At 65.2% G+C, this 25,775-nt stretch carries 29 protein-coding genes; 19 read left to right on the top strand and 10 right to left on the bottom strand.

Annotation, left to right across the window (positions count from 1 at the left end):
* Nucleotides 1–31: 31 nt before the first annotated feature.
* Both PYV55_RS01025 and PYV55_RS01020 read left to right on the top strand, forming a co-directional pair.
* Nucleotides 32–1,660, top strand: coding sequence for a peptide chain release factor 3 (locus PYV55_RS01025; protein WP_275848444.1), 1,629 nt, complete (start codon nt 32–34; stop codon nt 1,658–1,660).
* A gap of 57 nt (nt 1,661–1,717) precedes the next feature.
* The gene (locus tag PYV55_RS01020) at nt 1,718–1,897 is read left to right on the top strand and encodes a hypothetical protein (protein ID WP_275848443.1); all 180 of its coding nucleotides are present in this window, start codon (nt 1,718–1,720) and stop codon (nt 1,895–1,897) included.
* A 10-nt stretch (nt 1,898–1,907) separates the two neighbouring features.
* On the opposite strand, the gene rsmI is transcribed toward PYV55_RS01020, so the two are convergent.
* Nucleotides 1,908–2,834 carry a 16S rRNA (cytidine(1402)-2'-O)-methyltransferase gene (gene rsmI / locus PYV55_RS01015; RefSeq protein ID WP_275848441.1) on the bottom strand — a complete coding sequence of 309 codons (927 nt, stop codon included), beginning with the start codon at nt 2,832–2,834 and terminating at the stop codon, nt 1,908–1,910.
* Here rsmI and PYV55_RS01010 point away from each other — a divergent pair.
* Genes PYV55_RS01010 through PYV55_RS00990 form a run of 5 tightly spaced genes read left to right on the top strand, consistent with a single transcriptional unit; the run spans nt 2,834 to nt 5,761 of the window.
* Nucleotides 2,834–3,250 carry a YraN family protein gene (locus PYV55_RS01010; RefSeq protein ID WP_275848439.1) on the top strand — a complete coding sequence of 139 codons (417 nt, stop codon included), beginning with the start codon at nt 2,834–2,836 and terminating at the stop codon, nt 3,248–3,250. The two genes, rsmI and PYV55_RS01010, sit on opposite strands and share 1 nt — an antisense overlap.
* A 6-nt stretch (nt 3,251–3,256) precedes the next feature.
* Entirely contained in the window at nt 3,257–3,502 is a 246-nt protein-coding gene (locus PYV55_RS01005; protein WP_275848437.1) for a hypothetical protein, read from the top strand.
* A 45-nt stretch (nt 3,503–3,547) separates the two neighbouring features.
* Nucleotides 3,548–4,471 carry a polyphosphate kinase 2 gene (gene ppk2 / locus PYV55_RS01000; RefSeq protein WP_275848435.1) on the top strand — a complete coding sequence of 308 codons (924 nt, stop codon included), beginning with the start codon at nt 3,548–3,550 and terminating at the stop codon, nt 4,469–4,471.
* Nucleotides 4,472–4,496: 25 nt separating this feature from the next.
* On the top strand, nt 4,497–5,096 hold the full coding sequence (locus PYV55_RS00995; RefSeq protein ID WP_275848433.1) for an SIS domain-containing protein: 600 nt from the start codon (nt 4,497–4,499) through the stop codon (nt 5,094–5,096).
* Nucleotides 5,093–5,761 (top strand): BON domain-containing protein, encoded by a 669-nt coding sequence (locus PYV55_RS00990; RefSeq protein ID WP_407066746.1) that lies wholly within the window; start codon nt 5,093–5,095, stop codon nt 5,759–5,761. The genes PYV55_RS00995 and PYV55_RS00990 overlap by 4 nt, the downstream gene beginning before the upstream one ends.
* 33 nt (nt 5,762–5,794) lie before the next feature.
* On the opposite strand, the gene PYV55_RS00985 is transcribed toward PYV55_RS00990, so the two are convergent.
* From PYV55_RS00985 to PYV55_RS00970, 4 genes are all read right to left on the bottom strand, one after another.
* A complete protein-coding gene (locus tag PYV55_RS00985) occupies nt 5,795–6,715 on the bottom strand; it encodes an NAD(P)-dependent oxidoreductase (protein ID WP_275848431.1) in 921 nt (306 codons plus the stop codon).
* A gap of 61 nt (nt 6,716–6,776) precedes the next feature.
* Nucleotides 6,777–7,913 carry a PilT/PilU family type 4a pilus ATPase gene (locus PYV55_RS00980; protein ID WP_275848429.1) on the bottom strand — a complete coding sequence of 379 codons (1,137 nt, stop codon included), beginning with the start codon at nt 7,911–7,913 and terminating at the stop codon, nt 6,777–6,779.
* A 33-nt stretch (nt 7,914–7,946) separates the two neighbouring features.
* Nucleotides 7,947–8,582, bottom strand: coding sequence for a cyclic nucleotide-binding domain-containing protein (locus tag PYV55_RS00975; protein ID WP_144730171.1), 636 nt, complete (start codon nt 8,580–8,582; stop codon nt 7,947–7,949).
* A gap of 44 nt (nt 8,583–8,626) precedes the next feature.
* Nucleotides 8,627–9,670, bottom strand: coding sequence for a type IV pilus twitching motility protein PilT (locus tag PYV55_RS00970; protein ID WP_275848425.1), 1,044 nt, complete (start codon nt 9,668–9,670; stop codon nt 8,627–8,629).
* Between the two features lie 48 nt (nt 9,671–9,718).
* On the opposite strand from PYV55_RS00970, the gene PYV55_RS00965 reads away from it, so the two are divergent.
* From PYV55_RS00965 to PYV55_RS00950, 4 genes are all read left to right on the top strand, one after another.
* Nucleotides 9,719–10,435 (top strand): YggS family pyridoxal phosphate-dependent enzyme, encoded by a 717-nt coding sequence (locus PYV55_RS00965; RefSeq protein ID WP_275848423.1) that lies wholly within the window; start codon nt 9,719–9,721, stop codon nt 10,433–10,435.
* Nucleotides 10,436–10,506: 71 nt separating this feature from the next.
* Nucleotides 10,507–10,995 (top strand): tripartite tricarboxylate transporter TctB family protein, encoded by a 489-nt coding sequence (locus tag PYV55_RS00960; RefSeq protein ID WP_275848421.1) that lies wholly within the window; start codon nt 10,507–10,509, stop codon nt 10,993–10,995.
* 14 nt (nt 10,996–11,009) lie between these two features.
* Nucleotides 11,010–12,521, top strand: coding sequence for a tripartite tricarboxylate transporter permease (locus PYV55_RS00955; RefSeq protein ID WP_275848419.1), 1,512 nt, complete (start codon nt 11,010–11,012; stop codon nt 12,519–12,521).
* Nucleotides 12,522–12,541: 20 nt separating this feature from the next.
* A complete protein-coding gene (locus PYV55_RS00950) occupies nt 12,542–13,492 on the top strand; it encodes a DMT family transporter (protein WP_275848417.1) in 951 nt (316 codons plus the stop codon).
* A gap of 10 nt (nt 13,493–13,502) precedes the next feature.
* Here PYV55_RS00950 and PYV55_RS00945 read toward each other — a convergent pair whose 3' ends face one another.
* The 3 genes from PYV55_RS00945 to PYV55_RS00935 all read right to left on the bottom strand — a co-directional run bounded on the left by PYV55_RS00945 (nt 13,503) and on the right by PYV55_RS00935 (nt 16,682).
* Nucleotides 13,503–14,585 carry a TRAP transporter substrate-binding protein gene (locus tag PYV55_RS00945; RefSeq protein ID WP_275848415.1) on the bottom strand — a complete coding sequence of 361 codons (1,083 nt, stop codon included), beginning with the start codon at nt 14,583–14,585 and terminating at the stop codon, nt 13,503–13,505.
* 121 nt (nt 14,586–14,706) lie between these two features.
* Nucleotides 14,707–15,933, bottom strand: a complete 1,227-nt coding sequence (locus tag PYV55_RS00940) for an NAD(P)/FAD-dependent oxidoreductase (RefSeq protein ID WP_275848413.1) — start codon at nt 15,931–15,933, stop codon at nt 14,707–14,709.
* 41 nt (nt 15,934–15,974) lie between these two features.
* A complete protein-coding gene (locus PYV55_RS00935; protein WP_275848410.1) occupies nt 15,975–16,682 on the bottom strand; it encodes a GntR family transcriptional regulator in 708 nt (235 codons plus the stop codon).
* A 217-nt stretch (nt 16,683–16,899) separates the two neighbouring features.
* On the opposite strand from PYV55_RS00935, the gene PYV55_RS00930 reads away from it, so the two are divergent.
* The 8 genes from PYV55_RS00930 (at nt 16,900) to PYV55_RS00895 (ending at nt 23,270) form a co-directional block, all read left to right on the top strand.
* A complete protein-coding gene (locus PYV55_RS00930; protein WP_275848408.1) occupies nt 16,900–17,310 on the top strand; it encodes a BphX family protein in 411 nt (136 codons plus the stop codon).
* Nucleotides 17,311–17,374: 64 nt separating this feature from the next.
* Entirely contained in the window at nt 17,375–18,751 is a 1,377-nt protein-coding gene (locus tag PYV55_RS00925; RefSeq protein ID WP_275848406.1) for an aromatic ring-hydroxylating dioxygenase subunit alpha, read from the top strand.
* Nucleotides 18,752–18,914: 163 nt separating this feature from the next.
* A complete protein-coding gene (locus PYV55_RS00920) occupies nt 18,915–19,496 on the top strand; it encodes an aromatic-ring-hydroxylating dioxygenase subunit beta (protein WP_275848404.1) in 582 nt (193 codons plus the stop codon).
* 17 nt (nt 19,497–19,513) lie between these two features.
* Nucleotides 19,514–19,843 carry a non-heme iron oxygenase ferredoxin subunit gene (locus PYV55_RS00915; RefSeq protein WP_114482035.1) on the top strand — a complete coding sequence of 110 codons (330 nt, stop codon included), beginning with the start codon at nt 19,514–19,516 and terminating at the stop codon, nt 19,841–19,843.
* Nucleotides 19,844–19,861: 18 nt separating this feature from the next.
* The gene (gene bphB / locus PYV55_RS00910) at nt 19,862–20,692 is read left to right on the top strand and encodes a cis-2,3-dihydrobiphenyl-2,3-diol dehydrogenase (RefSeq protein ID WP_275848401.1); all 831 of its coding nucleotides are present in this window, start codon (nt 19,862–19,864) and stop codon (nt 20,690–20,692) included.
* 13 nt (nt 20,693–20,705) lie between these two features.
* Nucleotides 20,706–21,587, top strand: coding sequence for a biphenyl-2,3-diol 1,2-dioxygenase (bphC, locus tag PYV55_RS00905; RefSeq protein ID WP_275848400.1), 882 nt, complete (start codon nt 20,706–20,708; stop codon nt 21,585–21,587).
* 31 nt (nt 21,588–21,618) lie between these two features.
* Nucleotides 21,619–22,479, top strand: coding sequence for a 2-hydroxy-6-oxo-6-phenylhexa-2,4-dienoate hydrolase (bphD, locus tag PYV55_RS00900; protein ID WP_275848398.1), 861 nt, complete (start codon nt 21,619–21,621; stop codon nt 22,477–22,479).
* Between the two features lie 128 nt (nt 22,480–22,607).
* Complete coding sequence (locus PYV55_RS00895; protein WP_275848396.1) at nt 22,608–23,270, top strand: OmpW/AlkL family protein; 663 nt, start codon at nt 22,608–22,610, stop codon at nt 23,268–23,270.
* Between the two features lie 83 nt (nt 23,271–23,353).
* Here the strand turns inward: PYV55_RS00895 and PYV55_RS00890 are convergent, their stop codons facing one another.
* Together PYV55_RS00890 and PYV55_RS00885 are read right to left on the bottom strand one after the other, a co-directional pair.
* Nucleotides 23,354–24,466: a 3-deoxy-7-phosphoheptulonate synthase gene (locus PYV55_RS00890; protein ID WP_275848394.1), complete on the bottom strand. Its 1,113-nt coding sequence runs from the start codon at nt 24,464–24,466 to the stop codon at nt 23,354–23,356.
* An 85-nt stretch (nt 24,467–24,551) separates the two neighbouring features.
* A complete protein-coding gene (locus PYV55_RS00885) occupies nt 24,552–25,232 on the bottom strand; it encodes a 3'-5' exonuclease (protein WP_275848392.1) in 681 nt (226 codons plus the stop codon).
* Nucleotides 25,233–25,775: the final 543 nt, after the last annotated feature.

Below are 25,775 nucleotides of genomic sequence, written 5' to 3'. Positions count from 1 at the left end.
CGCCGCGCGGGGCTCCACACCCGAGAACCCCGTGTCCTACGCCTCAGAAACGCGGCGCCGCCGCACTTTTGCCATCATCTCCCACCCCGACGCAGGCAAGACCACGCTGACGGAAAAGCTGCTGCTGTTTTCGGGCGCGATCCAGATCGCCGGCGCCGTCAAGGGCCGCAAAGCCAGCCGCCACGCCACCAGCGACTGGATGGAGATCGAAAAGCAGCGCGGCATTTCGGTGGCCTCGAGCGTGATGCAGATGAGCTACCGCGAGCACGTCATCAACCTGCTCGACACGCCCGGCCACAAGGATTTTTCTGAAGACACCTACCGCGTGCTCACGGCCGTGGATTCGGCGCTCATGGTGATCGACGCGGCCAACGGCGTGGAGGCGCAGACGCGCCGCCTGATCGAGGTCTGCCGCCAGCGCGACACGCCCATCATCACCTTCGTGAACAAGATGGACCGCGAAGTGCGCGCGCCGCTCGACATCCTCGACGAGGTCGAGCGCGAGCTCGGCATGTCCTGCGTGCCCATGACCTGGCCCGTGGGCCAGGGCAAGCGCTTTGGCGGCATCATCAACCTGCGCACGCAGAGCATGACGGTGTTCGAGGCCGGCTCCGAGCGGCGCCCGCAGGACTTCGAAGCCATCCCTTTGAGTGAAACCGAGCGCCTGCGCGCGCGCTTCGGCAGCGAATTCGACGAGGCCATGGAGAGCATGGAGCTCGCCGTGGGCGCCTCGCCCGCCTGGGATCATGCGGCCTTTCTGGCCGGCAAGCAGACGCCGGTGTTCTTCGGCTCGGGCGTGAACAATTTTGGCGTGATGGAGGTGCTCGACGCGCTGGTCGATCTGGCGCCGCCGCCCGGCCCGCGCCTGAGCAGCTTGCTCGTGAACAAACAGCCCGTGGAAAAAACCGTGCAGCCCGACGACGAGGGCTTTTCGGGCGTGGTGTTCAAGGTGCAGGCGAACATGGACGCCAACCACCGCGACCGCATCGCCTTCGTGCGCGTGGCCTCGGGCCGCTACACGCCAGGCATGAAGCTCAAGGTGCAACGCACGGGCAAGGAGCTGCGCCCGACCAGCGTGGTCACCTTCATGAGCCAGCGCCGCGAGGCCGTGGAAGAAGCCTACGCGGGCGACATCATCGGCTTTACCACGCACGGCGGCGTGCAGCTGGGCGACACCATCACCGACGGCGCGAACCTGCAGTTCACCGGCCTGCCCTTCTTCGCGCCCGAGATGTTCATGACCGTGGTGCTCAAGAACCCGCTGCGCACCAAGCAGCTGCAGCAGGGCCTTTTGCAACTTGGCGAGGAAGGCGCGATCCAGGTCTTCAAGCCCGACATGGGCGGCAACATGCTGCTGGGCGCCGTGGGCCAGCTGCAGTTCGAGGTGGTGCAGCACCGCCTGGCCGCCGAATACGACTGCGAAGTGCGGCTCGAAGGCTGCCCCTACACGAGCGCGCGCTGGATCAGCGCCGACAGCCCGCAAGAGCTGCGCGAATTCGAAGCCGCCTACCCCACGCGCATGGCACACGACGCCGCGGGCGCGCTGGCCTACCTGTGCACCAGCCCCTACGACGTGCGCCTGGCGCAGGAGCGCTTTCCCAAAATCCACTTCCACCCGCTGCGCGAGCACGCGGGGCTTTCGCTGGGCAGCGCCGGGTAGATATTTAATTGATAGCTGCTCGCGCTTGATGGATAAGGGCTAGCAGCCTGTCGGACTTTGGACGTCGAAAGCGAGAATGGGCCCCAGCGAGGCCAGTTTTTGCCGGATTCGCCGCCCCATAGCGGGACTATGGGGCAAGAAGACGGTAAAAAATGGGCCGCTGCGGCACATTCGCAGCCGACGATTCCAAAGTCCGACAGGCTGCTAGAAGCCGTTTTGATACAAATCTTCGCGTAGCGCAGACGGATCAATCCTCCGTCCCCTTCCACTCGAGCGCCTGCGCATAGAGCGCATTGCGCGGCGCGCCGCTGAGCTGCGCGGCCAGGCGCACGGCGGTCTTGAGCGGCAGCTCGGGCAGCAACAGGCGCAGCGCGCGCTGGCCCGCTTCCATGCTGGCGTCGTGCGCGGCAAGGGCGGCGGGGTGCAGCAGCACGACGAATTCGCCGCGCGCACGCTCGGGCGCGGCGGCAAACCAGACCGGCAGGCCCTGCGCGGGGACGGTGGCGATCTCCTCGAACTGCTTGGTCAGCTCGCGCGCCAGGGTCACAGGGCGCTCGCCCAGCGGCGCGAGCGCCTGCGCCAGCTCGAGGATGCGGTGCGGCGCTTCGAGCAGCACCACGCAGCGCGCCTCGTGTGCGAGCTGCTGCACGGCGGCGGCGCGCTCGCTCGTCTTGGTCGGCAAAAAACCTGCGAACACGAAGCCCTCCTGCGCCGCGCTCGGCGCCACGGCACCGGCCGCGCTCAGCGCCGTGGTCACGCTGCTCGCGCCCGGCAGCGGCAGCACGCGCAGGCCCGCGGCGCGCACTGCGGCGGCCAGGCGCGCACCGGGGTCGCTCACGCCGGGCGTGCCCGCGTCACTCACGTAGGCCACGCGCTCGCCTTGGCGCAGATGCGCCAATACCGCCTGCGCGGCTTCGGCCTCGTTGTGCTCGTGCACCGCGAGCAGCTGGCTCGGCCTCTTGTCGATGCCGTAGGCGCGCAGCAGCGCCTGCGTGTGGCGCGTATCTTCGCAGGCGATGCGCTCGGCGAGCTGCAGCACGTGCAGCGCGCGCAGCGTGACGTCGGCCAGATTGCCTATGGGCGTGGCGACCACGTACAGCGCCCCCTGCGGATAATGCTGCGCAGCCGCTGCCGCGTGCGCCGCGCCCAGCGCCAATGCGAAAGTTGCACTCAATGCCATTCCCCTCCAAAAAACCCGCCGCGCCCAGCAAGGCCGCCGCAAGCACGCGGCAGCCCACGACGCGGCACCAGGGCAACATGGCCGAAGACCGCGCCCTGGCCCATCTGCAGGCCGCGGGCCTGCGGCTCGTAACGCGCAATTATCGAACGCCGGGGCGCGGCGGCGGCGAGATCGACCTCGTGATGCGCGCGCCCGACGGCACGCTGGTGTTCGTCGAGGTGCGCAGCCGCGCGAGCACCAGCCATGGCGGCGCTGCGGCCAGCATAGGCAGCACTAAACAGCGGCGCATCGTGTTCGCGGCGCGCCACTACCTGCTGCGCCTGCCCGCACCACCGCCCTGCCGCTTCGACGTGGTGCTGCTGGAGCCGCAGGGCCTGCAATGGCTGCAGGGGGCGTTCGATGCACACTGAGCAAGTGTGAACCCCAACCCAGCAGCCTGTCGGACTTTGGGCGTCGATAGCGAGAATGGGCCCCAGCGAGGCCAGTTTTTGCCGGATTCGCCGCCTCATAGCGGGACTATGGGGCAAGAAGACGGTAAAAAATGGGCCGCTGCGGCACATTCGCAGCCGACGATTCCAAAGTCCGACAGGCTGCCAGCCAGGGGCATTTTCATGCCACTGTCACCGAACGTGCTTAGGCTGCGCCCCCAGCCGCGCAGCTGAGAACCTGTTCCGAGGAAAAGCGCGCACAGCCACACGAGGACCCCCATGGACAAAACCGCCACCCAGCAGGAATACGAACGGCGCCTGCACGCCGACATGATCGACAGCATCGACGAAGAGCTCGAGATGGAGATCGACGACGAACGCATGGACAGCTTGATCCGCGAGGCCACCGACGCCGCCACCACGGAGTTCGACGAAGACCGCCGCGCCTACTTCCACGAGTTGCTGCGCCTGCAGGGCGAACTCGTCAAGCTGCAGGACTGGGTGGTCGCCAAGAAGCTCAAGGTGGTGGTGCTGTTCGAAGGACGCGACGCCGCGGGCAAGGGCGGCGTGATCAAGCGCATCACCCAGCGCCTGAACCCGCGCGTGTGCCGCGTTGCCGCGCTGCCGGCGCCGAGCGAGCGCGAGCGCAGCCAGTGGTACTTTCAGCGCTACGTGCAGCACCTGCCGGCGGGCGGCGAGATCGTGCTGTTCGACCGCAGCTGGTACAACCGCGCCGGCGTGGAGCGCGTCATGGGTTTTTGCTCGCCCGAAGAGCTCGAAGAGTTTTTCCGCAGCGTGCCCGAATTCGAAAAAATGCTGCTCCGCTCGGGCACGATTCTGGTCAAGTACTGGTTTTCGATCACCGACGACGAGCAGCACCGCCGCTTTCTGATGCGTATCCACGACCCGCTCAAGCAGTGGAAGCTCTCGCCCATGGACATGGAGTCGCGCCGGCGCTGGGAAGACTACACCAAGGCCAAGGAAGAAATGCTCGAGCGCACGCACATCCCCGAGGCGCCGTGGTGGGTGGTCGAGGCCGTGGACAAGAAAAAGGCGCGCCTCAACTGCATCCAGCACCTGCTGACCCAGGTGCCCTACGGCGAGATCGAGCACGAAACCGTCGCCTTGCCCGCACGCATCCACAACCCCGACTACATCCGCCACCCGACCCCGTCCGAGATGATCGTGCCGCAGGTGTATTGACAGCCTCGGGCGCTATCATCGGCGCATGCTCGAACAGCGCATCCAGCAGCACTTCATTGACGCGGCAGACTTGCAATTCCAGGCGGCGCAGGCGCTGGCTGTGCCCATCGCTGCGGCCGTGCAGGCGGTCGTCGCGTGCATCACGGGCGGGGGCAAGGTGCTGGCCTGCGGCCTGGGCGCCTCGGCGGCGGCGGCGCAGCAGTTTGCCGCGCTGTGCGTGGCCGGCTTCGAGCGCGAGCGCCCCGAGCTCGCCGCGCTCGCGCTCGGGGCCGACGCCAGCTTGCTGGGCACTGAAAGCGCCTTGGCGGCACAGCCGCAGGCCGCTTTTGCCCGCCAGGTGCGCGCGCTCGGCCAGCTGGGTGACGTATTGCTGATGCTGTCCGTGACGGGCGACGAGCCTGCCTTGCGCGCCGCGCTCGAAGCCGCGCACGAGCGCGAGCTGATGGTGCTGCTGCTCACGGGGCGCAGCGGCGGCGCACTCGCACAGCGGCTGCGCGAAACCGACGTTCTGATCGCCGTGCCGCACGACCGCCCCGCGCGCGTGCGCGAGGTGCACACCCTGGTGCTGCACTGCCTCTGCGACGGCATAGACGCCCAATTGCTGGGCGAGGAAGAATCATTTTGATAGCAAACAACGATGCGTGGACGCACACGAAGCGGCCGCTACAGGTTTTAGCCCTGGTTGTCGCACTCGGCCTGGGCGCTTGCGCCCCCGTGGTGCTGGGCGGCGCAGCCATGGGCGGCATGGTGGCGGCCGACCGGCGCACTTCGGGCGCGCAACTCGAGGACGAAGGCATAGAGCTGCGCGCCGTGAACCGCCTGAACGAGCTGCTGGGCGAACGCGGCCACGTGAACGTCACGAGCTTCAACCGGCGCGTGCTCATCACCGGCGAGGTGCCTACGGAGCAAGACCGCCAGCGCGTGGAGCAGGCCGTGGCGCAGGTCGAGAACGTGCGCGCCGTGGTCAATGATCTGGCGGTGATGCCCAACTCTTCCCTGGGCCAGCGCTCGAGCGACGCCTGGATCACCGGCCAGGTGCGCGCCGGCATCGTCGATGCGCGCGACCTGTCGTCGAGCGCGTTCAAGGTCGTGACCGAACGCGGCGTGGTCTATCTGATGGGGCTGGTGACGCAGCGCGAAGCAGCGCGCGTGACCGACATTGCACGCGGTGTGTCCGGCGTGACCAAGGTGGTGCGCGTGTTCGAGCTCATCTCGGAAGAAGAACTGCGCCGCCTCGTGCCACCGCCGCAGCCCAATCCCGCCGCGGCGGCGCCAGCCTCGGGCGGCTGAGCAGGCGCCGACACGCAAGCGCCAAGCGAAAAATCAGCGCAACCGCTGGATCAGGCTCGAGGTGTCCCAGCGCTGGCCGCCCATTTTTTGCACATCGCCGTAGAACTGATCGACCAGCGCCGTGAGCGGCAGGCGCGAGCCGTTGCGCCGCGCCTCCTGCAGCACCAGCCCCAGGTCCTTGCGCATCCAGTCAACGGCAAAGCCGAAATCGAACTTGCCATCGACCATGGTCTTGCCGCGGTTTTCGAGCTGCCAGCTCTGCGCCGCGCCCTTGCTGATCACGTCGAGCACCTGCTTTACATCGAGCTGCGCGTTCTGCCCAAACGCAATGGCCTCGGCCAGGCCCTGCAGGATGCCCGCGATGCAGATCTGGTTGACCATCTTTGCGAGCTGCCCCGAGCCCACGGGCCCGAGCAGGGTGCAGGCGCGCGCATACGCCATCACGACGGGCAAAGCCGCGTCGAACGCCGCCTGGTCGCCGCCGCACATCACCGTGAGCTGGCCGTTTTGCGCCCCCGCCTGACCGCCTGACACGGGCGCATCGACGAACTGCAGCCCCTGCGCGCACGCCTGCGCACAGAGCTCGCGCGCGACCTCGGCCGAGGCCGTGGTGTGATCGACAAAGATCGCGCCCGGCGCCATGCCGGCAAAGGCGCCCTGCTCGCCGAGCACCACCGAGCGCAAGTCGTCATCGTTGCCCACGCAGCAGAACACGAGGCCGGCCCCGGCAACGGCCTCGCAGGGTGTGGCCGCATGCCGGGGCTTGCTGGGCGCGTCGGCAAACTCTTCGCACCATGCCTGGGCCTTGGCCGCGGTGCGGTTGTAAACGGTCACGGCATGACCGGCGCGCGCAAGATGACCCGCCATGGGGTAGCCCATGACGCCCAGGCCAAGAAAGGCGAGCTTGTGCGGGGCGATGCTGTCATAACTGCGCGGATGGATGCTGCTGGGCATGAAACACTTTCACGATGAAAAAGTCGCCTGTGCCAACCCGGCGCAGGCGAAAAAAGCGCTCTCAAACGATGGCGAAATGCTCGGTGCCCGCAGCAAGATCGGGCGACTTGGCGCGCTGGCTGTTGAGCTTGATCTGCAGGCGCAGGTCGTTGAGCGAGTCGGCATTGCGCAGCGCGTCCTCGTAGCTGATGACATGCGCCTCGTAGGCGTCGAAGAGCGCCTGGTCGAAGGTCTGCATGCCCAGGTTGCGGCTTTTTTTCATGATCTCCTTGACCTCGGCCACCTCGCCGCGGAAGATCAGATCGGCGATCAAGGGCGTGTTGAGCAGCACTTCCACCACTGCCGCGCGCCCCTTGCCATCCTCGCGGGGGATCAGGCGCTGAGAAATCATGGCGCGCAGATTCAGCGACAAGTCCATCAGCAACTGCGCGCGCCGCTCCTCGGGAAAGAAGTTGATGATGCGATCGAGCGCCTGGTTCGCGCTGTTGGCGTGCAGCGTGGCCAGGCACAGGTGGCCCGTCTCCGCGAATGCCACGGCGTGCTCCATGGTTTCGCGGTCGCGGATCTCGCCCATCAGGATCACGTCGGGCGCCTGGCGCAGCGTGTTCTTGAGTGCGGCCTCCCAGGAGTCGGTGTCCAGTCCGACTTCGCGCTGCGTCACGACACAGTTCTTGTGCGCGTGCACGAACTCAACCGGGTCCTCGACCGTGATGATGTGGCCGAAGGAGTTTTCATTGCGCCAATCGACCATGGCCGCGAGTGTGGTCGACTTGCCCGAGCCCGTGGCCCCCACGACGATGCACAGGCCGCGCTTGGCCATCGCCACTTCCTTGAGCACCTGCGGCACGCCGAGGCCGTCTATGGTCGGCAGCGTGAGCGGAATCGTGCGCAGCACCATGCCCACCTTGCCCTGCTGCACGAAGGCGTTGACGCGAAAGCGCCCTATACCCGCGGGCGAAATGGCGAAGTTGCACTCCTTGCTGCGCTCGAACTCGGCGACCTGCTTGTCGCTCATGATGGAGCGCGTGAGCGTGAGGGTGTGCATCGCGCTCAAAGGCTGCGCGGACACCTTGGTGACCTTGCCATCGACCTTGATCGCCGGCGGGAAATCGGCCGTGATGAACAAGTCGCTGCCGTTGCGGCTGACCATCAGCTTGAGCAGGTCATTGATGAATTTACCGGCCTGATCACGTTCCATGCATCGCTCCCCCCAAGTCCCACCACAGATACATCACCGCTGGACCTCGCTCAAACGGGCGCTGACCACGCGCATGCGCTGCGAGAGCCTGCGCGCCAGCAGCGCTACCAGACTCGCAGCCAGCTGCGGATCGCTGGACATCATCGCGTCCATGCCTTCGGCGTCGAGCACGGCGATCTCGCAATCGGTAAGCGTCGTGCAGCTGGAAAACCGGATGCCACCGTCGAGCAGCGACATTTCGCCCAGGATTTCCCCGGGCCGGCTCTCGGCGAGACGCAGCCGCTCGCCCCAGGGCTGCACGCGATCGATGGCCATGGTGCCGGTCAGCACCACCAGCATGAAGTTGCCATATTCATCCTGGCGGATCACATCGCGGTTGGGCGGCACCACGGCAAACGTGAAAAAGCGCTCCATGCGCTCCACGGCTTCCTGACCCAGCAAACCCATGTATTTGTCGCGCGCCCACAGGGACTGCAGCAAGGTGCCGCCGCGGCGCGCCGGCAGGCGCTGCGCCCCCACCTCCACGGCCCGGGCCTCCCAAGGCACCAGTTGCGCCCCGGTCGCGCCCTGGCTCGCAAAGGCGGTGGAAAACAAGGTCGAGTCCGCCGCATCGCTCTGTGGCTGGCCGGCGCGAACCTTCGAGCGCAGCAGACCGAGAATGCCTTTCATGAGTGCTCCTTTGTTCTTTTTTCTTGGTAGGTGTCCGCGTCTCGTCAGCCCGGAAAGTTTTCCGGGGTCTTGGCCTTGCTGCGGGCCTCGGCGGGGCTGATGAGGTTGCGCCGCACGAGGTCGGCCAGGTTCTGGTCCAGCGTCTGCATGCCCACGCTGTTGCCGGTCTGGATGGTGGAATACATCTGCGCGACCTTGGCTTCGCGGATCAGGTTGCGGATGGCGCTCGTGCCGAGCATGATCTCGTGTGCAGCGATGCGGCCCGAGCCGTCCTTGAGCTTGCACAGCGTCTGCGAGATCACCGCCTGCAGCGACTCGGACAGCATGGCGCGCACCATTTCCTTTTCCTCGGCCGGGAACACGTCGATGATCCGGTCTATGGTCTTGGCGGCGCTCGAGGTGTGCAGCGTGGCAAACACCAGGTGCCCGGTTTCGGCGGCGGTCATGGCCAGGCGTATGGTTTCGAGGTCGCGCATTTCGCCCACCAGGATCGAGTCCGGGTCTTCACGCAGCGCCGAACGCAGGGCAGCCGCGAACGAGAGCGTCATCGGCCCGACTTCGCGCTGGTTGATCAGGCATTTTTTCGACTCGTGCACGAATTCGATCGGATCCTCGATCGTCAGGATGTGGCCGTATTCGGCCTCGTTGAGGTGGTTCACCATGGCCGCGAGCGTGGTCGACTTGCCGGAACCCGTGGGGCCGGTGACGAGCACCAGGCCGCGCGGCTTGAGCGCCAGGTCGCCAAAAATCTTCGGCGCATTGAGCTGCTCGAGCGTGAGGATCTTGCTTGGAATGGTACGAAAGGCCGCGGCCGCGCCACGGTACTGGTTGAAGGCGTTCACGCGAAAGCGCGCCAGGCCCTCGACTTCGAAGGAAAAATCGACCTCCAGAAACTCCTCGTAGGTCTTGCGCTGCGCATCGTTCATGATGTCGTAGACCATGGCGTGCACCGCCTTGTGGTCCAGCGGATCGACGTTGAGGCGCCGCACGTCGCCATTGACGCGAATCATGGGCGGCAAGCCTGCCGACAGGTGCAGGTCGGAGGCTTTGTTCTTGACGGTGAATGCAAGCAGCTGGGTGATGTCCACGGTTCCCTCAGTCTCGTTGGTTAGGCTTTGGTAGGCTTGGCGATCATTATGACCACGATTGCAGACAATCTCCAACGGGTGCACGCGCGCATGGCCAAGGCCTGCGCCGCTGCGGGGCGCGATCCGGCAACGGTTTCGCTGCTCGCCGTCTCCAAAACCTTTGGCGCACAAGCCGTGGCCGAGGCCGCCGCCGCAGGCCAACGGGCGTTCGGCGAAAACTACATTCAAGAGGGGGTGAGCAAGGTGCTGGCACTGCGCGCCGCGGGCCTGGACGCACTGCAATGGCACTGCATTGGCCCGGTGCAAAGCAACAAGACGCGCCTCGTGGCCGAGCACTTCGACTGGGTGCAGACGGTGGATCGCCTCAAGACCGCCGAGCGCCTGGCGGCGCAGCGGCCCGCGCACCTGCCAGCGTTGCAAATATGCCTACAAGTCAACGTCGACGGCGGTCCGAGCAAGTCCGGCGTGCCGCCAGAAGACGCCCTGGCGCTCGCGCAGGCCGTTGCGCAGTTGCCACGGCTGCGCGTGCGCGGGCTCATGAGCATCCCCGATGTAGCTCCTGATTTCGAAGCGCAACTCGCTCTTCATTTAAGCGCAAGAAAGCTTTTCGACCATATCCGCGCGCAGGGTGTGGCAGGGCTGGAGGAATTCGACACCTTGTCGCTGGGCATGACCGCCGACCTCGAAGCCGCGATCCACGCGGGCAGCACCATGGTGCGCGTGGGCACGGGTATTTTTGGCAGCCGCGCACGGGTCGGCGCCTGAAATCGCGCGCGGATATGCTCCCGAGAACGTCACAATCGGGCGCTTGTTCAAAAGACAAAAGGAGACGGTCCATGGGAATCAAAAGCCAGAAGGATTTTTTTGCCGGACTCATGTTCATGGCGGTCGGCGTGGCATTCGCCTGGGGAGCGAGCAGCTACCAGATCGGCACGGGCGCGCGCATGGGGCCGGGCTACTTTCCGCTGCTGCTGGGCGTGCTGCTCGCGCTCATAGGCGCGGTCGTGACTTTCAAGGCCACCGTGGTCGAAACCGAGGACGGCGACCCCATAGGCCGCTGGGCCTGGAAGCCGCTCGTCTTCATCCTTGCGGCCAATTTTGCGTTTGGCATTTTGCTCGGCGGCCTGCCCAGCCTGGGCATCCCGCCCATGGGGCTGATCGTCGCGATCTACGCGCTGACCTTCATCGCGAGCCTCGCGGGTGACCAGTTCAAGCCGCTCGAAGTGGCGATCCTCGCAACGATTCTGGCCGTGGGCAGTTACGCGGCCTTCGTCTGGGCGCTGAAGCTGCAATTTCAGGTCTGGCCCAGCTTCATCGCTGGCTGAGCAGAGGAATCATCATGGAACTCTTTCACAACCTCGCGCTCGGCTTCGGCGTCGCGTTCACAGCGCAAAATCTGATTTACTGCTTCGTCGGCTGCCTGCTGGGCACGCTGATCGGCGTGCTGCCCGGCATAGGGCCGGTGGCGACCATCGCCATGCTGCTGCCCGCGACCTACGCACTGCCGCCGGTGTCGGCGCTGATCATGCTTGCGGGCATTTACTACGGCGCGCAATACGGCGGCTCGACCACGGCGATCCTCGTGAACCTGCCCGGCGAGTCCTCGTCCGTGGTCACGGTGATCGACGGCTACCAGATGGCGCGCAAGGGCCGCGCCGGGCCGGCGCTGGCCGCGGCGGGGCTGGGCTCGTTCTTTGCGGGCTGCGTGGGCACGGTGATCCTCGCGGCCTTCGCGCCGCCGCTGACCGAAGTCGCCTTCAAGTTCGGCCCGGCCGAATACTTCTCGCTCATGGTGCTGGGCCTGCTCGGCGCCGTGGTGCTGGCTTCGGGCTCGCTGCTCAAGGCCGTGGGCATGATCGTGCTCGGGCTGCTCTTGGGTCTGGTGGGCACCGACGTGAATTCGGGCGTGGCACGCTTCAGCTTCGACATCCCCGAACTCACCGACGGCATTGGCTTCGTGGCGATTTCCATGGGCGTGTTCGGCTACGGCGAGATCATCGCCAACCTTGCGCACCCCGAGGGCAGCCGCGAAATCTTCGCCGCCAAGGTGCATGGCCTGTTTCCGACCAAGGAGGACTTCAAACGCATGATTCCCGCCGTGCTGCGCGGCACCGGCCTGGGCGCGGCGCTGGGCATATTGCCCGGCGGTGGTGCTTTGCTGGCCGCATTTGCCGCCTACACGGTCGAGAAAAAAACCCGCGTGCGCCCTGGCGAGGTGCCCTTCGGCCAGGGCAACATCCGCGGCGTCGCGGCGCCCGAGTCGGCCAACAACGCGGGCGCGCAGACCTCGTTCATTCCCTTGCTCACGCTGGGCATCCCGCCGAACGCCGTGATGGCGCTGATGGTGGGCGCGATGACCATCCACAACATCCAGCCCGGCCCGCAGGTGATGAGCAGCAACCCCGAGCTCTTCTGGGGGCTGATCGCCTCGATGTGGCTGGGCAACGCGATGCTGGTGATCCTGAACCTGCCGCTGATCGGCATGTGGATCAAGCTGCTCACCGTGCCCTACCGCTGGTTGTTCCCGGCGATCGTGCTGTTTTGCGCGATCGGCGTGTATTCGACCAACAACACCACCTGGGACGTATGGATGGTGGGCGCGTTCGGGCTCATTGGCTACCTTTTCCACAAGCTCGGCACCGAGCCTGCGCCGCTGCTGCTGGGCTTCATCCTCGGCCCCATGATGGAAGAGAACCTGCGCCGTGCGCTGCTGCTCTCGCGCGGCGACTGGGGCGTGTTCGTCACGCGGCCCATCTCGGCGGGCCTGCTCGCCGTGGCCGCGCTGCTGCTGGTGATCGTGCTGCTGCCGGCCGTGAAGCACAAGCGCGAAGAAGCCTTCGTCGAGGACTGATTTCGATTTTGAAGCCCAAAGTGCCCTCAGCCAAGATACAGCAAGCACAAGCAGCTAGCGAAAGAATAGCATCCGGACTCGTCCTCGCGCTGCTCGGCGCGGTCGGTTTCAGCGCCAAGGCGATCATCGTCAAACTCGCGTACCGCCACGGTGCCGACGCCGTCGCGCTGCTGATGTACCGCATGCTGTTCGCGCTGCCCATGTTCGTGCTGATGGCCTGGTGGGCGGGCCGGGGCCGCCCGCGGCTGACGGCGCGCGAGCGCCTGAGCGTGCTCGCACTCGGCGTGACGGGCTACTACCTCGCGAGCCTGCTCGATTTCGAGGGCCTGCGCTACATCAGCGCCAGCCTGGAGCGACTCATCCTCTACCTGAACCCCACGCTCGTGATGCTGCTCGCACGCATCGTCTATGGCCGCGGCATACGCTGGGGGCAACTGCTGGGCATGGCGATCAGCTACTGCGGCGTGGTGCTGGTGTTCGGCCTCGAAGTCCACGTACAAGGCGCACACGTGGCCTGGGGCACGCTGCTCGTGCTGCTGAGCGCGCTCAGCTACGCCGTGTACCTGGTGCACAGCGACGCCCTGGTGCGCCGGCTGGGCTCACTGCGGCTCGTGGGCCTGGCGAGCACCGTGGCCTGCCTGTGCTGCCTGCTGCACTTTGCGCTGACGCGGCCACTCGCGGCCGCCGTCGTCGCGCCGCCCGTGCTGTGGCTGTCGCTGCTCAACGCCACGCTGTGCACCGCCGCGCCCATCCTGCTGATGATGATGGCGATAGAGCGCATAGGCGCAAGTGCAGCAACACAGATCGGCATGGTGGGGCCGCTGTCCACCATCTTCATGGGCGTGTGGTTTCTGGAGGAGCCCTTCACGCCGTGGATGGCCGCGGGCACGGCGCTCGTCGTGGGCGGCATCTTCGTGTGCACGCGCGCGGCGCGGCGCGCCGCGGGTACGGCCATCGTGGCGAGCCGCTGATCCGCAGCTTTCAGAGCTTTTGCCGGAACATGAAGCCGTCGAACGAGGCCTCGGCAAAGCGGAACCACAGCACCTCGTCGCGCTGGAAGGCGCGCATGTCGGCGTAGATTTTGCGCCACTCGGGGCTCTTGGCGTCGTTTTCGGCAAACACCTCCATCGAAGCCTTGTACGAGGCTTCCATGATGGCTTGCGAAAACGGCAGCACCTTGGTCTTGGCCGCAACGAGCTGCTTGAGCGCCCCCGGATTCAGGGCGTCATACTTGGCCTGCACGTTGGTGTGCAGGTACAGCGATGCCGCCTCGAGGATGGTCTTGTATTCGTCGGGCAGCGCGGCAAGGGCCTTCTGGTTGACGAACAAGTCCACGTTCGGCCCGCCCTCCCACCAGCCGGGGTAATAGTAATACGGCGCCACCCGGTTGAAGCCGAGCTTCTGGTCGTCGTAGGGGCCCACCCACTCGGCGGCGTCTATGGTGCCTTTTTCGAGCGCGGTATAGACCTCGCCGCCCGGGATGTTCTGCGGCACGGCGCCGAGTTTTTGCACCACCTCGCCAATCAGTCCGCCGCCCATGCGCATCTTCAAACCCTTGAAGTCGGTCGGCGTCTTGATCTCCTTGCGAAACCAGCCGCCCATCTGCGTACCCGTATTGCCGCCGAAAAAGCTCGTGACGCCGTATTGCGCGTAAAACTCGTTCACGAGCTTGCGCCCGTTGCCGTGCATGAGCCAGGCCGTCATCTGCCGAGAATTGAGGCCAAAAGGCACGCAAGAGCTCAGCGCAAACGCCGGGTTCTTGCCATAAAAATAGTAGCCCATGGTGTGGCAAATCTCGACCGAGCCACTTTGTACGCCGTCGAACACGCCAAAGGCCGGCATCAGCTCGCCGGGGCTGTGGATGCTGATCTCGAACTTGCCGCCCGACATGCTCTTGACCATTTTGGCAAAGAGCTCCGAGCAGCCATACACGATGTCCAGCGAGCGCGGAAAACTCGACGCGAGCCGCCAGCGTATGGCCTGCTGCGCATGCACCGCAGGTGCCGCCCCCGCGGCGAGCACTCCGGCGATGCCGGCATTTTTGATGAGCGAACGACGATCCATGAATGTGTCTCCTCAATAGAGCATGGCCCCGCGAGAAACGGGGCCTTGCTCATTCTAGAAACGCCGTACCGCGCCGGTGCGCGGGTTTTCCCTGAGCTACGTGCCGGTCACGTGCAAGCACTCAAGCGCCCACGGCGGCCGCGAGCTTGCGCAAATCGGTGGCCGGGTCGGCGAGCGCGGCGCGGTCGGGCTGCGCGCCGGCTGCGAGCAATCGGCGCAGCGGCGCGAAGTCGCGCGCGTTGTTCACGCAGGTGGCGCCCACGATGCGGCCCTTTTGCAGCTCGATCAGCGTGAACTTGGGCGCGTCGATGGAGAGCTCGCCGCGCACGATTTCCTCGTCGCCGCTCGCCAGCCCCGCCACCTGGATACGCAGCGCGCCCTGGTCGGACCAATACCATGGCAACTCCGCATACGCGGGCGCGGTCGGATCGACGAGGTGGCGCGCCACCGCGATGGCCTGGTTTTGCGCGTTCGACCAGGTTTCGATGCGCTCGAAGCGCCCGCTCAAGGGGTTGCGCTGGCGCGTCACGTCGCCTATGGCATAGACATCGGGGCAGGTGGTGCGCCCGAAGGCATCGACGAAGATACCATCGTCGCAGGCCAGCCCGGCCGCACGCGCAAGCGCGTCGTTGGTCACCACGCCTATGCCCACGACCACCATGTCGGCCGCGATGCGCGTGCCGTCGTCGAGCAGCACGGCGCCGTCAGCAAAGCCCGCGACGCTGCGGCCAAAGCGCAAGTCCACCCCCTGCGCCGCGTGGTAGCGCGCAACGAAGTCCGAGAGCGTGGGAGAAGCCGCGCGGCCCATGAGGCGCGGCTGGGTTTCGACCAGCGTCACGCTGGCGCCTGCAGCGAGCGCCGTGGCCGCAAGCTCGAGCCCGATCACGCCGCCGCCCACGATCAACAGCCGCGCCTGCGGGTGCAGCCCGGCCTGGATGCGCCGTGCGTCTTCGAGCGTGCGCAGGGTGTACACGGGCATGGGCGCGCCCTGCAAAGCGGGCAGCGTGCGCGGCGTCGCACCCGTGGCCAGCACCAGCGTGCCGTAGGGCAGCGTGCGCCCGTCCGACAGCGCCACCGTGTGCGCCTGTGGGTCGAACGACTGCGCAGATACGCCCAGCAGCCATTCGACCTCGGGCGCGCGCTTGCAGTCGAGGCGGATTTTTTCGGCGTCGCCATGGCCCATGAAGTCCTTGGACAAGGGCGGGCGGTCGTAGGGCGGCTCGGCTTCGTCGCCGACCACGGTGAGCGGGCCTGCATAGCCGGCCTGGCGCAGTTCGCTGGCAAAAGAGACAGCGGCCAAACCAGCGCCGAGGACGACGACGGGGGACTTCAATGCTTCTTGAGACATGGGGGAGGATTCAATGAAAGGAACAACAAAAAAACAACCGTCTATTTCAACACATTGCTTGCGCGTATCACGGTGAATGCGTGGTGGATGTGCCGATCCAGCAGTTCTGTCGTGCGCGCTACATCGCGCGCCATCACTGCGGCGTAAATTTCAGCATGTTCGTCATGCAACTCCTGCGGCGGCGCACCTTCGAAAGCCGAGAGGCGCCGGTAACGCTCGGCCAGTTGATACAGCACGGCGCGCATGCGGCGCAGCCACCCTGAAGAGCAGGCGCACACCAAGGCTTCGTGGAACTCGCGGTTGCGCACTTCCCATTCGTCAAATCCGCCAATGGCATCTACCAACACCCGCTCCTCCGCGCGCGAGAGCTTGTGGTAAGCGGCCACCACCTCGGCCTCCCAATCGTCCTTGCCCTGCTGCAGGCTTTCGCGCACAGCTTCGCACTCGATCAAGGTGCGCACGCGGCACAAGTCGGCCAGGTCCTGCAGCGACATCGGCGCCACTTTGAAGCCGCGGTAGCCCTGCGTGACCACCAGCGCATCCGACACCAGCAGCGCCAAGGCCTCGCGCAAGGTGCCGGCACTGACTTGATAGGTCTTTTTCAGGTGTTCGACGCGCAGCGGCTCATTGGGCGCATGTTTGCCGTCGATGATGGCGCGGCGCAGGCCGCGGTAGGCCGTCTCTATCAGCGTACGCGGCGTGTCCTCTGCTCCAGAAGACGCAACGGAAAAGGCTATGTCGTGGAGCATGGGTTTAGGAGATCACAGCGTGGAAAAACACCCGCCCCTGCAACCGGGGAAGAGAGCGAGCACCAAGAAAAATGTTTTTTGATGGTAACAATAAAAATATCGAGATTTGCTTAGGGTTTCCACCAATTCCAAGACAAACATTTTTCATCATAATTACCAACCATCGAACAGATGTTCAGAAGACTCCCCGCCATCGATCATCATCACTGGAGCACGCATGAAGCAAGGACGTATCTTTCTGTGGGCACTGGGCCTTTTTTACCTGGCCAACCTGCTGGGCACGCTGCCGTTTGCCTCGGCCTCGCTGTTCGCCCAGATGTACCCGGGCTTTGCGCCCGATGCCGCCACGCCAGCGTTCCGGCTGCTCAGTGACGCCTGGGCCGTCGTGGGTCTGCAGCTCGGCGCCATCGGCATCGTGGCCTTGTGGGGTGCGCGCGACCCGCTGCGCTACCTGGCCGTGTTCGACATCGTCATAGCCACCGAGCTGGTCGATGGTTTGTGGGATTTTTACAGCATCACCTGGAGCCACCTGGCCACGGCTTTCGGGTTGACGACTTTGGTGATCCACCCCTTGTGGATCGTTTGGGCGCTGTACGCCAGGCGTGCAGTGGTGAAGGCGGCCCGGTGAGCGCGCGCATGCGCCGGGTTTTTTAACGTTGGGTGTTTTGGGTATTTTTAAGGAGATCTGCATCATGGGAATACATTCGGAACGCGAAGTGCAAGCCGTGCCGATGACGTTCAAGCGTCGCTGGACGGACGAAGCCATCCGCGCCTTGGTTGATCAAGACAAGGGCTTGCTCGACCCGCGCATCTACGCAGACCAGGAGCTCTACGAGATTGAACTCGAGCGCATCTTTGCGCGCTCCTGGCTGCTGCTCGGGCATGAAGCCCACATCCCCAAGACTGGGGACTACCTGACCACCTACATGGGCGAAGACCCGGTGATCATGGTGCGGCAAAAGGACGGCAGCATCAAAGTCTTCCTGAACCAATGCCGCCACCGTGGCATGCGCATTTGCCGCTCCGATGCAGGCAATGCCAAGGCCTTCACCTGCACCTACCACGGCTGGGCGTATGACATCGCCGGTAATCTGGTCAACGTGCCCTACGAAAAAGAGGCTTTCTGCGACCAGAAAGAAGGCGATTGCGGCTTCGACAAGGCCGACTGGGGCCCGCTGCAAGCGCGCGTGGAAACCTACAAGGGCCTGATCTTCGCGAACTGGGACGCGCAAGCCCCCGACCTCAAGACCTACCTGAGCGACGCCATGCCCTACATGGACGTGATGCTCGACCGCACCGAAGCCGGCACCACCGTCGTCGGCGGCATGCAGAAGTGGGTCATCCCCTGCAACTGGAAGTTCGCCGCCGAGCAATTCTGCAGCGACATGTACCACGCCGGCACCATGTCACACCTGTCGGGCGTTTTGGCCAGCCTGCCCCCCGAGATGGACCTGACGCAAGTGCAAATGTCCTCCAATGGTTCGCAGTTCCGTGCAGCCTGGGGTGGCCACGGCGCGGGCTGGTTCATCAACGACCCCGCCATTCTGATGGCCGTGATGGGCCCCAAGATCACGCAATACTGGACCCAGGGCCCAGCCGCAGAAAAGGCCGCCAAGCGCCTGAACAAAATGCCGACGCAAACCATGTTCGGCCAACACATGACGGTGTTCCCAACCTGCTCGTTCTTGCCGGGCATCAACACCATCCGCAGCTGGCACCCGCGCGGCCCCAACGAGGTAGAGGTGTGGGCCTTCGTAGTCGTCGATGCCGACGCGCCCGAGGACATCAAGGAAGAGTTCCGGCGCCAGAACATCCGCACCTTCAACGCTGGCGGCACCTTCGAGCAGGACGACGGCGAGAACTGGGTCGAAATCCAGCGCGTGCTGCGCGGCCACAAGGCCAAGAGCGCGCCCCTGTGCGCGCAAATGGGCCTGAACGTGCCCAACAAGAGCAACCCCGACTTCCCCGGCAAGACCGCCTATGTCTATGCCGAAGAAGCCGCACGCGGCATGTACCACCACTGGGCGCGCATGATGTCCGAGCCGGGCTGGGAGACGCTCAAGCCCTGAGCCACCCAAGTCTCGGCATTTCGATACCGCCTCCCAGTCTTTTCGCGCTGTTTGCCCCAGGGCAAACAGCATTCATCGATCCCCCGCAGGCCCGTCCAGCGCAGCATCGCATGGCTGCCGCTACGGGATCATCTGCACCCTCGTTCATTGAAGGAGATATGGCATGACTGCTGTCGCCATGGCCCAGAAAACGGCCGAATTGATCCAGGAATTTGCCTGGCCCGCCCAGCCCGTGAGCCCGCAACTGCAACACGAAGTCGAGCAGTTTTATTACCGCGAAGCCCAGTTGCTGGACCACCACAACTACAACGCCTGGTTCGACCTGCTCGAACAGGACATCCACTACTGGATGCCCATCCGCACCACGCGCACCAAGCGTGAAAACGACAAGGAATACATCCCGATGGGCGCCAACGCCCACTTCGACGAAAACCATGAAACCATGCGTGGCCGCATCCGCCAGCGCACTTCCGAACTGAACTGGGCCGAAGACCCGCTGTCGCGCACGCGGCACGTCATCTCGAACGTGATCGTGCGCGAGACCGACACACCCGGCACACTCGAAGTGGCCTCGGCCTTTTTGCTCTACCGCAACCGGAACGAGCGGCAAGTGGATATTTTTGCGGGTGAGCGTCGCGACGTGCTGCGCCGCGCCAACAATGGCCTGGGCTTCAAGATTGCCCGCCGCACCATCCTGATCGACCAGAGCACGATTCTGGCCAACAACCTCAGCGTGTTTTTCTGAGCGAAGGAACCAGCACGATGGCGTTTACCAAAGCCTGCAGCGTGGACGACGTTCCGCCCGGAGAAGCCTTGCAAGTCAGCCATGACGCGCAAAAGGTGGCGATCTTCAATGTCGATGGGGAGTTTTTTGCCACGCAGGACCAGTGCACCCACGGAGAGTGGTCACTGTCCGAAGGTGGCTACCTCGACGGCGATGTCGTGGAATGCTCACTGCACATGGGAAAGTTTTGTGTGCGCACAGGCAAGGTCAAGTCGCCCCCGCCCTGCGAGCCCTTGAAGGTTTACCCGATTCGCATCGAAGGGCGGGACGTGCTGGTCGATTTTTCTGCAGCCGCGCTGCATGCCTGAAACCCAAGCGAGAACAACATGCAACTCAACAATGAAGTAGCCCTGGTCACCGGCGGTGGCTCGGGCCTGGGCCGGGCCATCGTGGACCGGTTCGTGGCCGAAGGCGCGCGCGTGGCCGTGCTCGACAAGTCGGCCGCCAGGCTCCAGGAACTCCAGGCCGCGCACGGCGCCAAAGTGCTGGGCATCGAAGGTGACGTGCGCGTGCTGGCCGACCACCAGAAGGCCGCGCGCGAATGCGTGGCCGCCTTTGGCAAGATCGACTGCCTGATCCCCAACGCGGGCATCTGGGATTATTCGATGCCACTGGTCGATATCCCTGACGACAGGATCGACGCTGCCTTCGACGAGGTCTTTCACATCAACGTCAAGGGCTATCTGCTTGCCGTCAAGGCCTGCCTGCCCGCGCTGGTGCAAAGCCGCGGCAGCGTGGTCTTCACGATCTCGAACGCGGGCTTTTACCCGAACGGCGGCGGCCCGCTCTACACCGCCACCAAGCATGCCGTGGTGGGCATGGTGCGCCAGCTCGCTTTTGAGCTTGCGCCACACGTGCGCGTCAACGGTGTGGCGCCGGGCGGCATGAATACCGACCTGCGTGGCCCGTCCTCGTTGGGCATGGCCAACCAGGCCATTTCCAGCGTGCCGCTGGGCGACATGCTGGCCTCGGTGCTGCCCGTGGGCCGCATGCCTGTAGCAACGGAATACACCGGAGCCTACGTGTTCTTTGCCACGCGCAGCGACACCTTCCCCACGACGGGCGCGCTGCTCAACCATGACGGCGGCATGGGCGTGCGCGGCTTTTTCGAGGCTGCCGGGGGCAAAGACCTGCCGCAGAAACTGCAGCTTTCATAACCAAGGAGAAGACATGAGCATCGAACGTTTGGGTTACCTCGGCTTCGCCGTCAAGGACGTACCCGCCTGGGACTACTTTTTGACGCAAAACGTGGGTTTGATGGCGGCGGGTGCTGCCGGCGACGCTGCGCTGTACCGTGCCGATCAGCGTGCCTGGCGCATCGCCGTGCAGCCGGGCGAACTCGACGACCTAGCCTACGCAGGCTTGGAAGTGGATGACGCCGCTGCGCTCGAGCGCATGGCCGACAAGCTGCGCCAGGCAGGGGTAGCCTTCACCCGCGGTGACGAAGCGCTCATGCAGCAGCGCAAAGTCATGGGCCTGTTGTGCCTGCAAGACCCCTTCGGCCTGCCGCTCGAGATTTACTACGGCCCGGCAGAAACCTTCGACCAGCCCTTCCTGCCCAGCGCTCCCGTGTCGGGCTTCGTCACAGGCGACCAGGGTATCGGGCATTTCGTGCGCTGCGTCCCCGACACCGCCAAGGCGATGGCGTTCTACACCGAAGTGCTGGGCTTTGTGCTGTCCGACATCATCGACATCCAGATGGGGCCGGAAATGAGCGTGCCCGCGCACTTCCTGCACTGCAATGGGCGCCACCACACGATCGCCCTGGCTGCCTTCCCAATCCCCAAGCGCATCCACCATTTCATGCTGCAAGCCAACACCATAGACGACGTGGGCTATGCCTTCGATCGGCTGGACGCGGCCGGGCGCATCACTTCCCTGCTCGGGCGCCACACCAACGACCATACGATCTCCTTCTATGCCGAAACGCCGTCGCCCATGATCGAAGTCGAGTTCGGCTGGGGACCGCGCACGGTGGATTCCTCCTGGACGGTGGTGCGCCACAACCGCACCGCCATGTGGGGTCACAAGTCGGTACGCGGCCAGCGCTGAACCGCGTCATTCAATTTTTTAGGAAATACCCATGACAGAACTGAGCGAAAGCACGACGAGCAAATTCGTCACCATCAACGAAAAAGGCCTCTCCAACTTCCGCATTCACCTCAACGATGCAGGCCAGGGCGAAGCGGTAATCATGCTGCACGGAGGCGGACCGGGAGCGGGGGGGTGGAGCAACTACTACCGCAACATCGGCCCCTTCGTCGCGGCCGGCTACCGCGTGATCCTGCCGGACGCGCCGGGCTTCAACAAGTCCGATGCTGTCGTGATGGACGAGCAGCGCGGCCTGGTCAACGCGCGCGCGGTCAAGGGCATGATGGACGCGCTGGGTATTGATAAAGCGCACCTCGTGGGCAACTCCATGGGCGGCGCGGGCGCACTGAACTTTGCGCTCGAATACCCCGAGCGCACCGGCAAAGTGATCCTCATGGGGCCGGCCGGCCTGGGCGCCAGCCTGTTCAACCCCATGCCTATGGAGGGCATCAAGCTGCTGTTCAAGCTCTACGCCGAGCCCTCGCTCGAAACGCTCAAGCAGATGCTCAACGTGTTCGTGTTCGACCAGAGCCTGATCACCGACGAACTGCTGCAAGGGCGCTGGGCCAACATCCAGCGCAACCCCGAGCACCTGAAGAACTTCATCCTGAGCGCGCAAAAAGTGCCGCTTTCGGCCTGGGACGTGTCGCCGCGCCTGGGCGAGATCAAGGCCAAGACCCTGGTCACCTGGGGGCGCGATGACCGCTTCGTGCCGCTGGACCACGGCCTCAAGCTGGTCGCGAACATGCAGGACGCGCAGCTGCACGTCTTCCCGCGCTGCGGCCACTGGGCGCAGTGGGAGCATGCGGACGCCTTCAACCGGCTGACGCTGGACTTCCTGGCCAACGGCTGAGCGCCGTTTCCCCTTTTCCCCCAGAGCGAAAGCTGTAGCCCACCTCCCCGCAGGGGGAGGCACGCTGCTGCTTGGCCATAAAAACCGGCCCCTTGGGCCATTTCCCTCAAGAGCGCAAGGAGACTTCGATGAAACCCTTTTCCCGCGCACTGCTTCCATTGGCCTGCGTCGCGCTGCTTGGCAGCGCCCATGCGCAAACCGCACCCGAAGGTGCATCACCCTGGTCGGTGGCAGTGGGGCCTGTGCACCTCGCCTTCAGCACCAAGGCCGACCTCTACGCGGGCGGTCCCGTGCCCGGCGCCGGGGTGCACGCCAGCAGCGACAACGTATTGGGCGTGGAAATCGGCTACCACTTCACGCCCCACTGGATGGCTCGTCTGGATCTTGCCAACCCCGTCAGATCCAACCTCACCGGCACGGGCAACCTCGCCCCGCTGGGGCAACTCACCCAGGCCAAGGTCGGGCCTGCAATCCTCACCATGAATTACACGCCCGGCATGTGGGGCCCCATCCGCCCCTACATCGGCGGCGGCATGGTCTACATGAAGGTGTTCAGCGCCAGTTCCAACGCGCTGCAAAACGTCAAGGTGGACAACGCCTTTGGCGGCGCCTTCCTCGTCGGTGCCGACTGGCCCTTGCGTGACGGCTACAGTCTGGCTTTGTCCGTGCAAAAGCTCTACCTCAAGACCAACGCCACGGGCACCGTGCCTGCCATGGGCGGCGCACCCGTCACGGCCTCGGTACGCCTGGACCCGCTGGTGAGCTTCCTCTCACTGCGCAAGCAGTTTTGACGCGGATTCTGCAGAAGGGCGCATGTGAGCGCCCAGGGTGCGGTGCAGCGCCGCTGCATGCAGCTTTGGGCTGCGCCCCGTCTTCACCCCTTGTTTTTGTGCGCACGTCGCGCGCGCACGGCGTCGGCGAGGCCGCGCAGCACGGGCACGGTCTGCGCCCAGCCTATGCAGGCGTCGGTCACCGACACGCCGTGGCGCAGCGGCTCGCCGGGCACGATGTCCTGGCGGCCTTCGTGCAGGTGGCTTTCGATCATCACGCCCATGATGCGCGCGTCGCCCGCAGCGATTTGCTGCGCGACCTCGGCCGCGACCGCGATCTGGCGCTGGTGCTGCTTGAGGCTGTTGGCGTGTGAAACGTCGATCATCACCTGCGCGTGCAACCCCGCGGCCTGCAGCAGCTGGCACGCGGCGTCCACATCGGCAGGGCTGTAGTTAGGCTGCTTGCCGCCGCGCAGGATCACGTGGCAGTCCGCGTTGCCGCGCGTCTCGAAGATCGCGGCCTGCCCCATCTTGGTCATGCCCATGAAGGCGTGCGGCGCCTGCGCGGCCACAATGGCATCGACGGCCACCTTCACGCCGCCGTCGGTGCCGTTCTTGAAGCCCACGGGGCACGAGAGGCCGCTCGCGAGCTGGCGGTGGCTCTGGCTTTCGGTCGTGCGCGCACCGATCGCGCCCCAGCTCACCAGGTCGCTGATGAACTGCGGGCTCAGCAAGTCGAGAAACTCCGTGCCCACGGGCAGGCCCAGCGCAAGCACGTCGAGCAGCAGCCGGCGCGCCATCTCCAGCCCCTCGTTGATGGCAAAGCTGCCGTCGAGGTGCGGGTCGTTGATGTAGCCCTTCCAGCCCACCGTGGTGCGCGGCTTTTCGAAATACACGCGCATCACGACGAGCAACGCATCCTGCAGCGCCTGGGCCTCGCCCTGCAGGGCGCGCGCGTATTCGAGCGCCTGGTCGTGGTCATGGATAGAGCAGGGCCCGACGACGACCACGAGCCGGTCGTCCTGCCCGTGCAGCACGCGCGCGATCGCGGCGCGGCTTTGCTCCACGAGCTGCTGCGCGGCCTCGGGCGCGGGCAGCCATTCCTGCAGCAGCGCCGGCGTGATCAAAGGGCGCACGGCCTTGATGCGCGTGTCGTCGGTGCGCGTGTGGTCGTGCGTGGCAAGCGGCGTGGCGGCGGGGAGGACATGCTGGGTCATGGTGGTTTGCTATGAATTCAGGATCGATTTTTACAAAAGAAAACGGCCTCTTGCGCTGATTGATCAAGCGCAAGCAGCTATCGAATCAAGTGCGGATTTTGCCTATTTTTGCAGCCGTATCCGCGGCCTCGTCGGCCCCTGCGCCGGCACCGCCTCCAGCTGCCTGACGCGCGAGCCAGCGCGGCACGGCGGGCCGCGCGAGGCGCTGCAGCTGCTGCAACATGCCGAAGTCCGGCTGCGCCACGCCCCAGCGCGCGCGCAAATCGTGCTGCATGCGCGTGAGCAGCGCGGCGGCCATTTCGGCGTCGGCAAGCGCACGGTGCGCGCGGCCCGTGGCCGGCAGCTGCAGGTGCGTTGCCAAGTGGCCCAGGCTGTGGCTGGCCGCCTGCGGATACAGGCGCCGTGCGAGCAGCACCGTGCAAACGAAGGGCTGCGGCGCCGCGAGCCCGGCCAGCGCGAGCTCGTGCTGCCAGAACTTGCGGTCGAACGCGGCATTGTGCGCGACCATGGGCACGCCTTGCACCAGCCGCGCCGCCTCGCGCATCACCTCGGCCGCGGGCGGCGCCGCATCGACCATGGTCTGCGTGATGCCCGTGAGCCGCGTGATGAACGGCGACACCCAGGCCCCGGTGCGCATCAGGCTCTGAAAGCGCTCCACCACGCGCCCGCCTTCGAGCAGCACCAGCCCCAGCTCGGTCGCCCGTGCCCCATCGCCGGGCGCCATGCCCGTGGTTTCGAAGTCGATGACGGCGATGCGGTTTGACATGGTGCTGCGGTGAAATTGGGGTCTAAATTGGGGTCAGAGGAAATCGGGGTCAGATTCCAATTATTGGCGAAGGTGACGGGGCAGATGGAGGGTGCCGGGAGGTGCGCCCGGCGGCGCACCTACTTTTCTTGTCTCGCCAAGAAAAGTAGGCAAAAGAAGGCGACCCTGCTGTCTGCGTCCCTGTGCGCCTGACCGGCGCCCAGGGCAACCTGCGGTGCTCGCGCCCGGCGGGGTCGCGCGAAACTCGCTGCGCTGCGCTTCGCTCAGACAATCGCGCGCCCTTTTCCCGCCGGGCGCTGCGCTCCTCGGCGCAGCCAGAAGGGCGGGGGTACCCCACGGGCCGTCGCTGCGCTCGGCCTTTCTTGTTGGGGCCAGATTCCAATTTCCTGAGGGGCTTTCTTCGGGAGAAGATGAAGCAGGCTTCGACTGGAAAATCATAGCCCGCGCTCAAAGTCCAAGTGCAACACTCTCTTTCGGAGAAACTGCTGCATGCCCAAAACCTACTCACACCTCAGCCTCGAAGAGCGTGCCTTGATGCAAGTC

Origin of the sequence: Extensimonas soli (assembly GCF_029211265.1) — a bacterium.
In the GTDB taxonomy this organism is placed as follows: Bacteria; Pseudomonadota; Gammaproteobacteria; order Burkholderiales; family Burkholderiaceae_C; genus Extensimonas; species Extensimonas soli.
Note: the sequence above shows the minus strand (reverse complement) of the source record. Positions and strands in the feature narration are given on the sequence as shown.

Bases quoted from the DNA above. Each gene is read 5' to 3' on its own strand.
- ppk2 (WP_275848435.1), top strand. From the start codon at position 3,548: ATGGACAAAACCGCCACCCAGCAGGAATACGAACGGCGCCTGCACGCC.
- PYV55_RS00955 (WP_275848419.1), top strand. From the start codon at position 11,010: ATGGAACTCTTTCACAACCTCGCGCTCGGCTTCGGCGTCGCGTTCACA.
- PYV55_RS00940 (WP_275848413.1), bottom strand. From the start codon at position 15,933: ATGTCTCAAGAAGCATTGAAGTCCCCCGTCGTCGTCCTCGGCGCTGGT.
- PYV55_RS00925 (WP_275848406.1), top strand. From the start codon at position 17,375: ATGGGAATACATTCGGAACGCGAAGTGCAAGCCGTGCCGATGACGTTC.
- PYV55_RS00980 (WP_275848429.1), bottom strand. From the start codon at position 7,913: ATGGAACGTGATCAGGCCGGTAAATTCATCAATGACCTGCTCAAGCTG.
- PYV55_RS00975 (WP_144730171.1), bottom strand. From the start codon at position 8,582: ATGAAAGGCATTCTCGGTCTGCTGCGCTCGAAGGTTCGCGCCGGCCAG.
- PYV55_RS00915 (WP_114482035.1), top strand. From the start codon at position 19,514: ATGGCGTTTACCAAAGCCTGCAGCGTGGACGACGTTCCGCCCGGAGAA.
- PYV55_RS00945 (WP_275848415.1), bottom strand. From the start codon at position 14,585: ATGGATCGTCGTTCGCTCATCAAAAATGCCGGCATCGCCGGAGTGCTC.
- PYV55_RS00960 (WP_275848421.1), top strand. From the start codon at position 10,507: ATGGGAATCAAAAGCCAGAAGGATTTTTTTGCCGGACTCATGTTCATG.
- PYV55_RS00995 (WP_275848433.1), top strand. From the start codon at position 4,497: ATGCTCGAACAGCGCATCCAGCAGCACTTCATTGACGCGGCAGACTTG.
- PYV55_RS00920 (WP_275848404.1), top strand. From the start codon at position 18,915: ATGACTGCTGTCGCCATGGCCCAGAAAACGGCCGAATTGATCCAGGAA.
- PYV55_RS01010 (WP_275848439.1), top strand. From the start codon at position 2,834: ATGCCATTCCCCTCCAAAAAACCCGCCGCGCCCAGCAAGGCCGCCGCA.
- PYV55_RS00965 (WP_275848423.1), top strand. From the start codon at position 9,719: ATGACCACGATTGCAGACAATCTCCAACGGGTGCACGCGCGCATGGCC.
- PYV55_RS00885 (WP_275848392.1), bottom strand. From the start codon at position 25,232: ATGTCAAACCGCATCGCCGTCATCGACTTCGAAACCACGGGCATGGCG.
- PYV55_RS00890 (WP_275848394.1), bottom strand. From the start codon at position 24,466: ATGACCCAGCATGTCCTCCCCGCCGCCACGCCGCTTGCCACGCACGAC.
- bphD (WP_275848398.1), top strand. From the start codon at position 21,619: ATGACAGAACTGAGCGAAAGCACGACGAGCAAATTCGTCACCATCAAC.
- PYV55_RS00895 (WP_275848396.1), top strand. From the start codon at position 22,608: ATGAAACCCTTTTCCCGCGCACTGCTTCCATTGGCCTGCGTCGCGCTG.
- bphC (WP_275848400.1), top strand. From the start codon at position 20,706: ATGAGCATCGAACGTTTGGGTTACCTCGGCTTCGCCGTCAAGGACGTA.
- PYV55_RS00930 (WP_275848408.1), top strand. From the start codon at position 16,900: ATGAAGCAAGGACGTATCTTTCTGTGGGCACTGGGCCTTTTTTACCTG.
- bphB (WP_275848401.1), top strand. From the start codon at position 19,862: ATGCAACTCAACAATGAAGTAGCCCTGGTCACCGGCGGTGGCTCGGGC.
- PYV55_RS00935 (WP_275848410.1), bottom strand. From the start codon at position 16,682: ATGCTCCACGACATAGCCTTTTCCGTTGCGTCTTCTGGAGCAGAGGAC.
- PYV55_RS00985 (WP_275848431.1), bottom strand. From the start codon at position 6,715: ATGCCCAGCAGCATCCATCCGCGCAGTTATGACAGCATCGCCCCGCAC.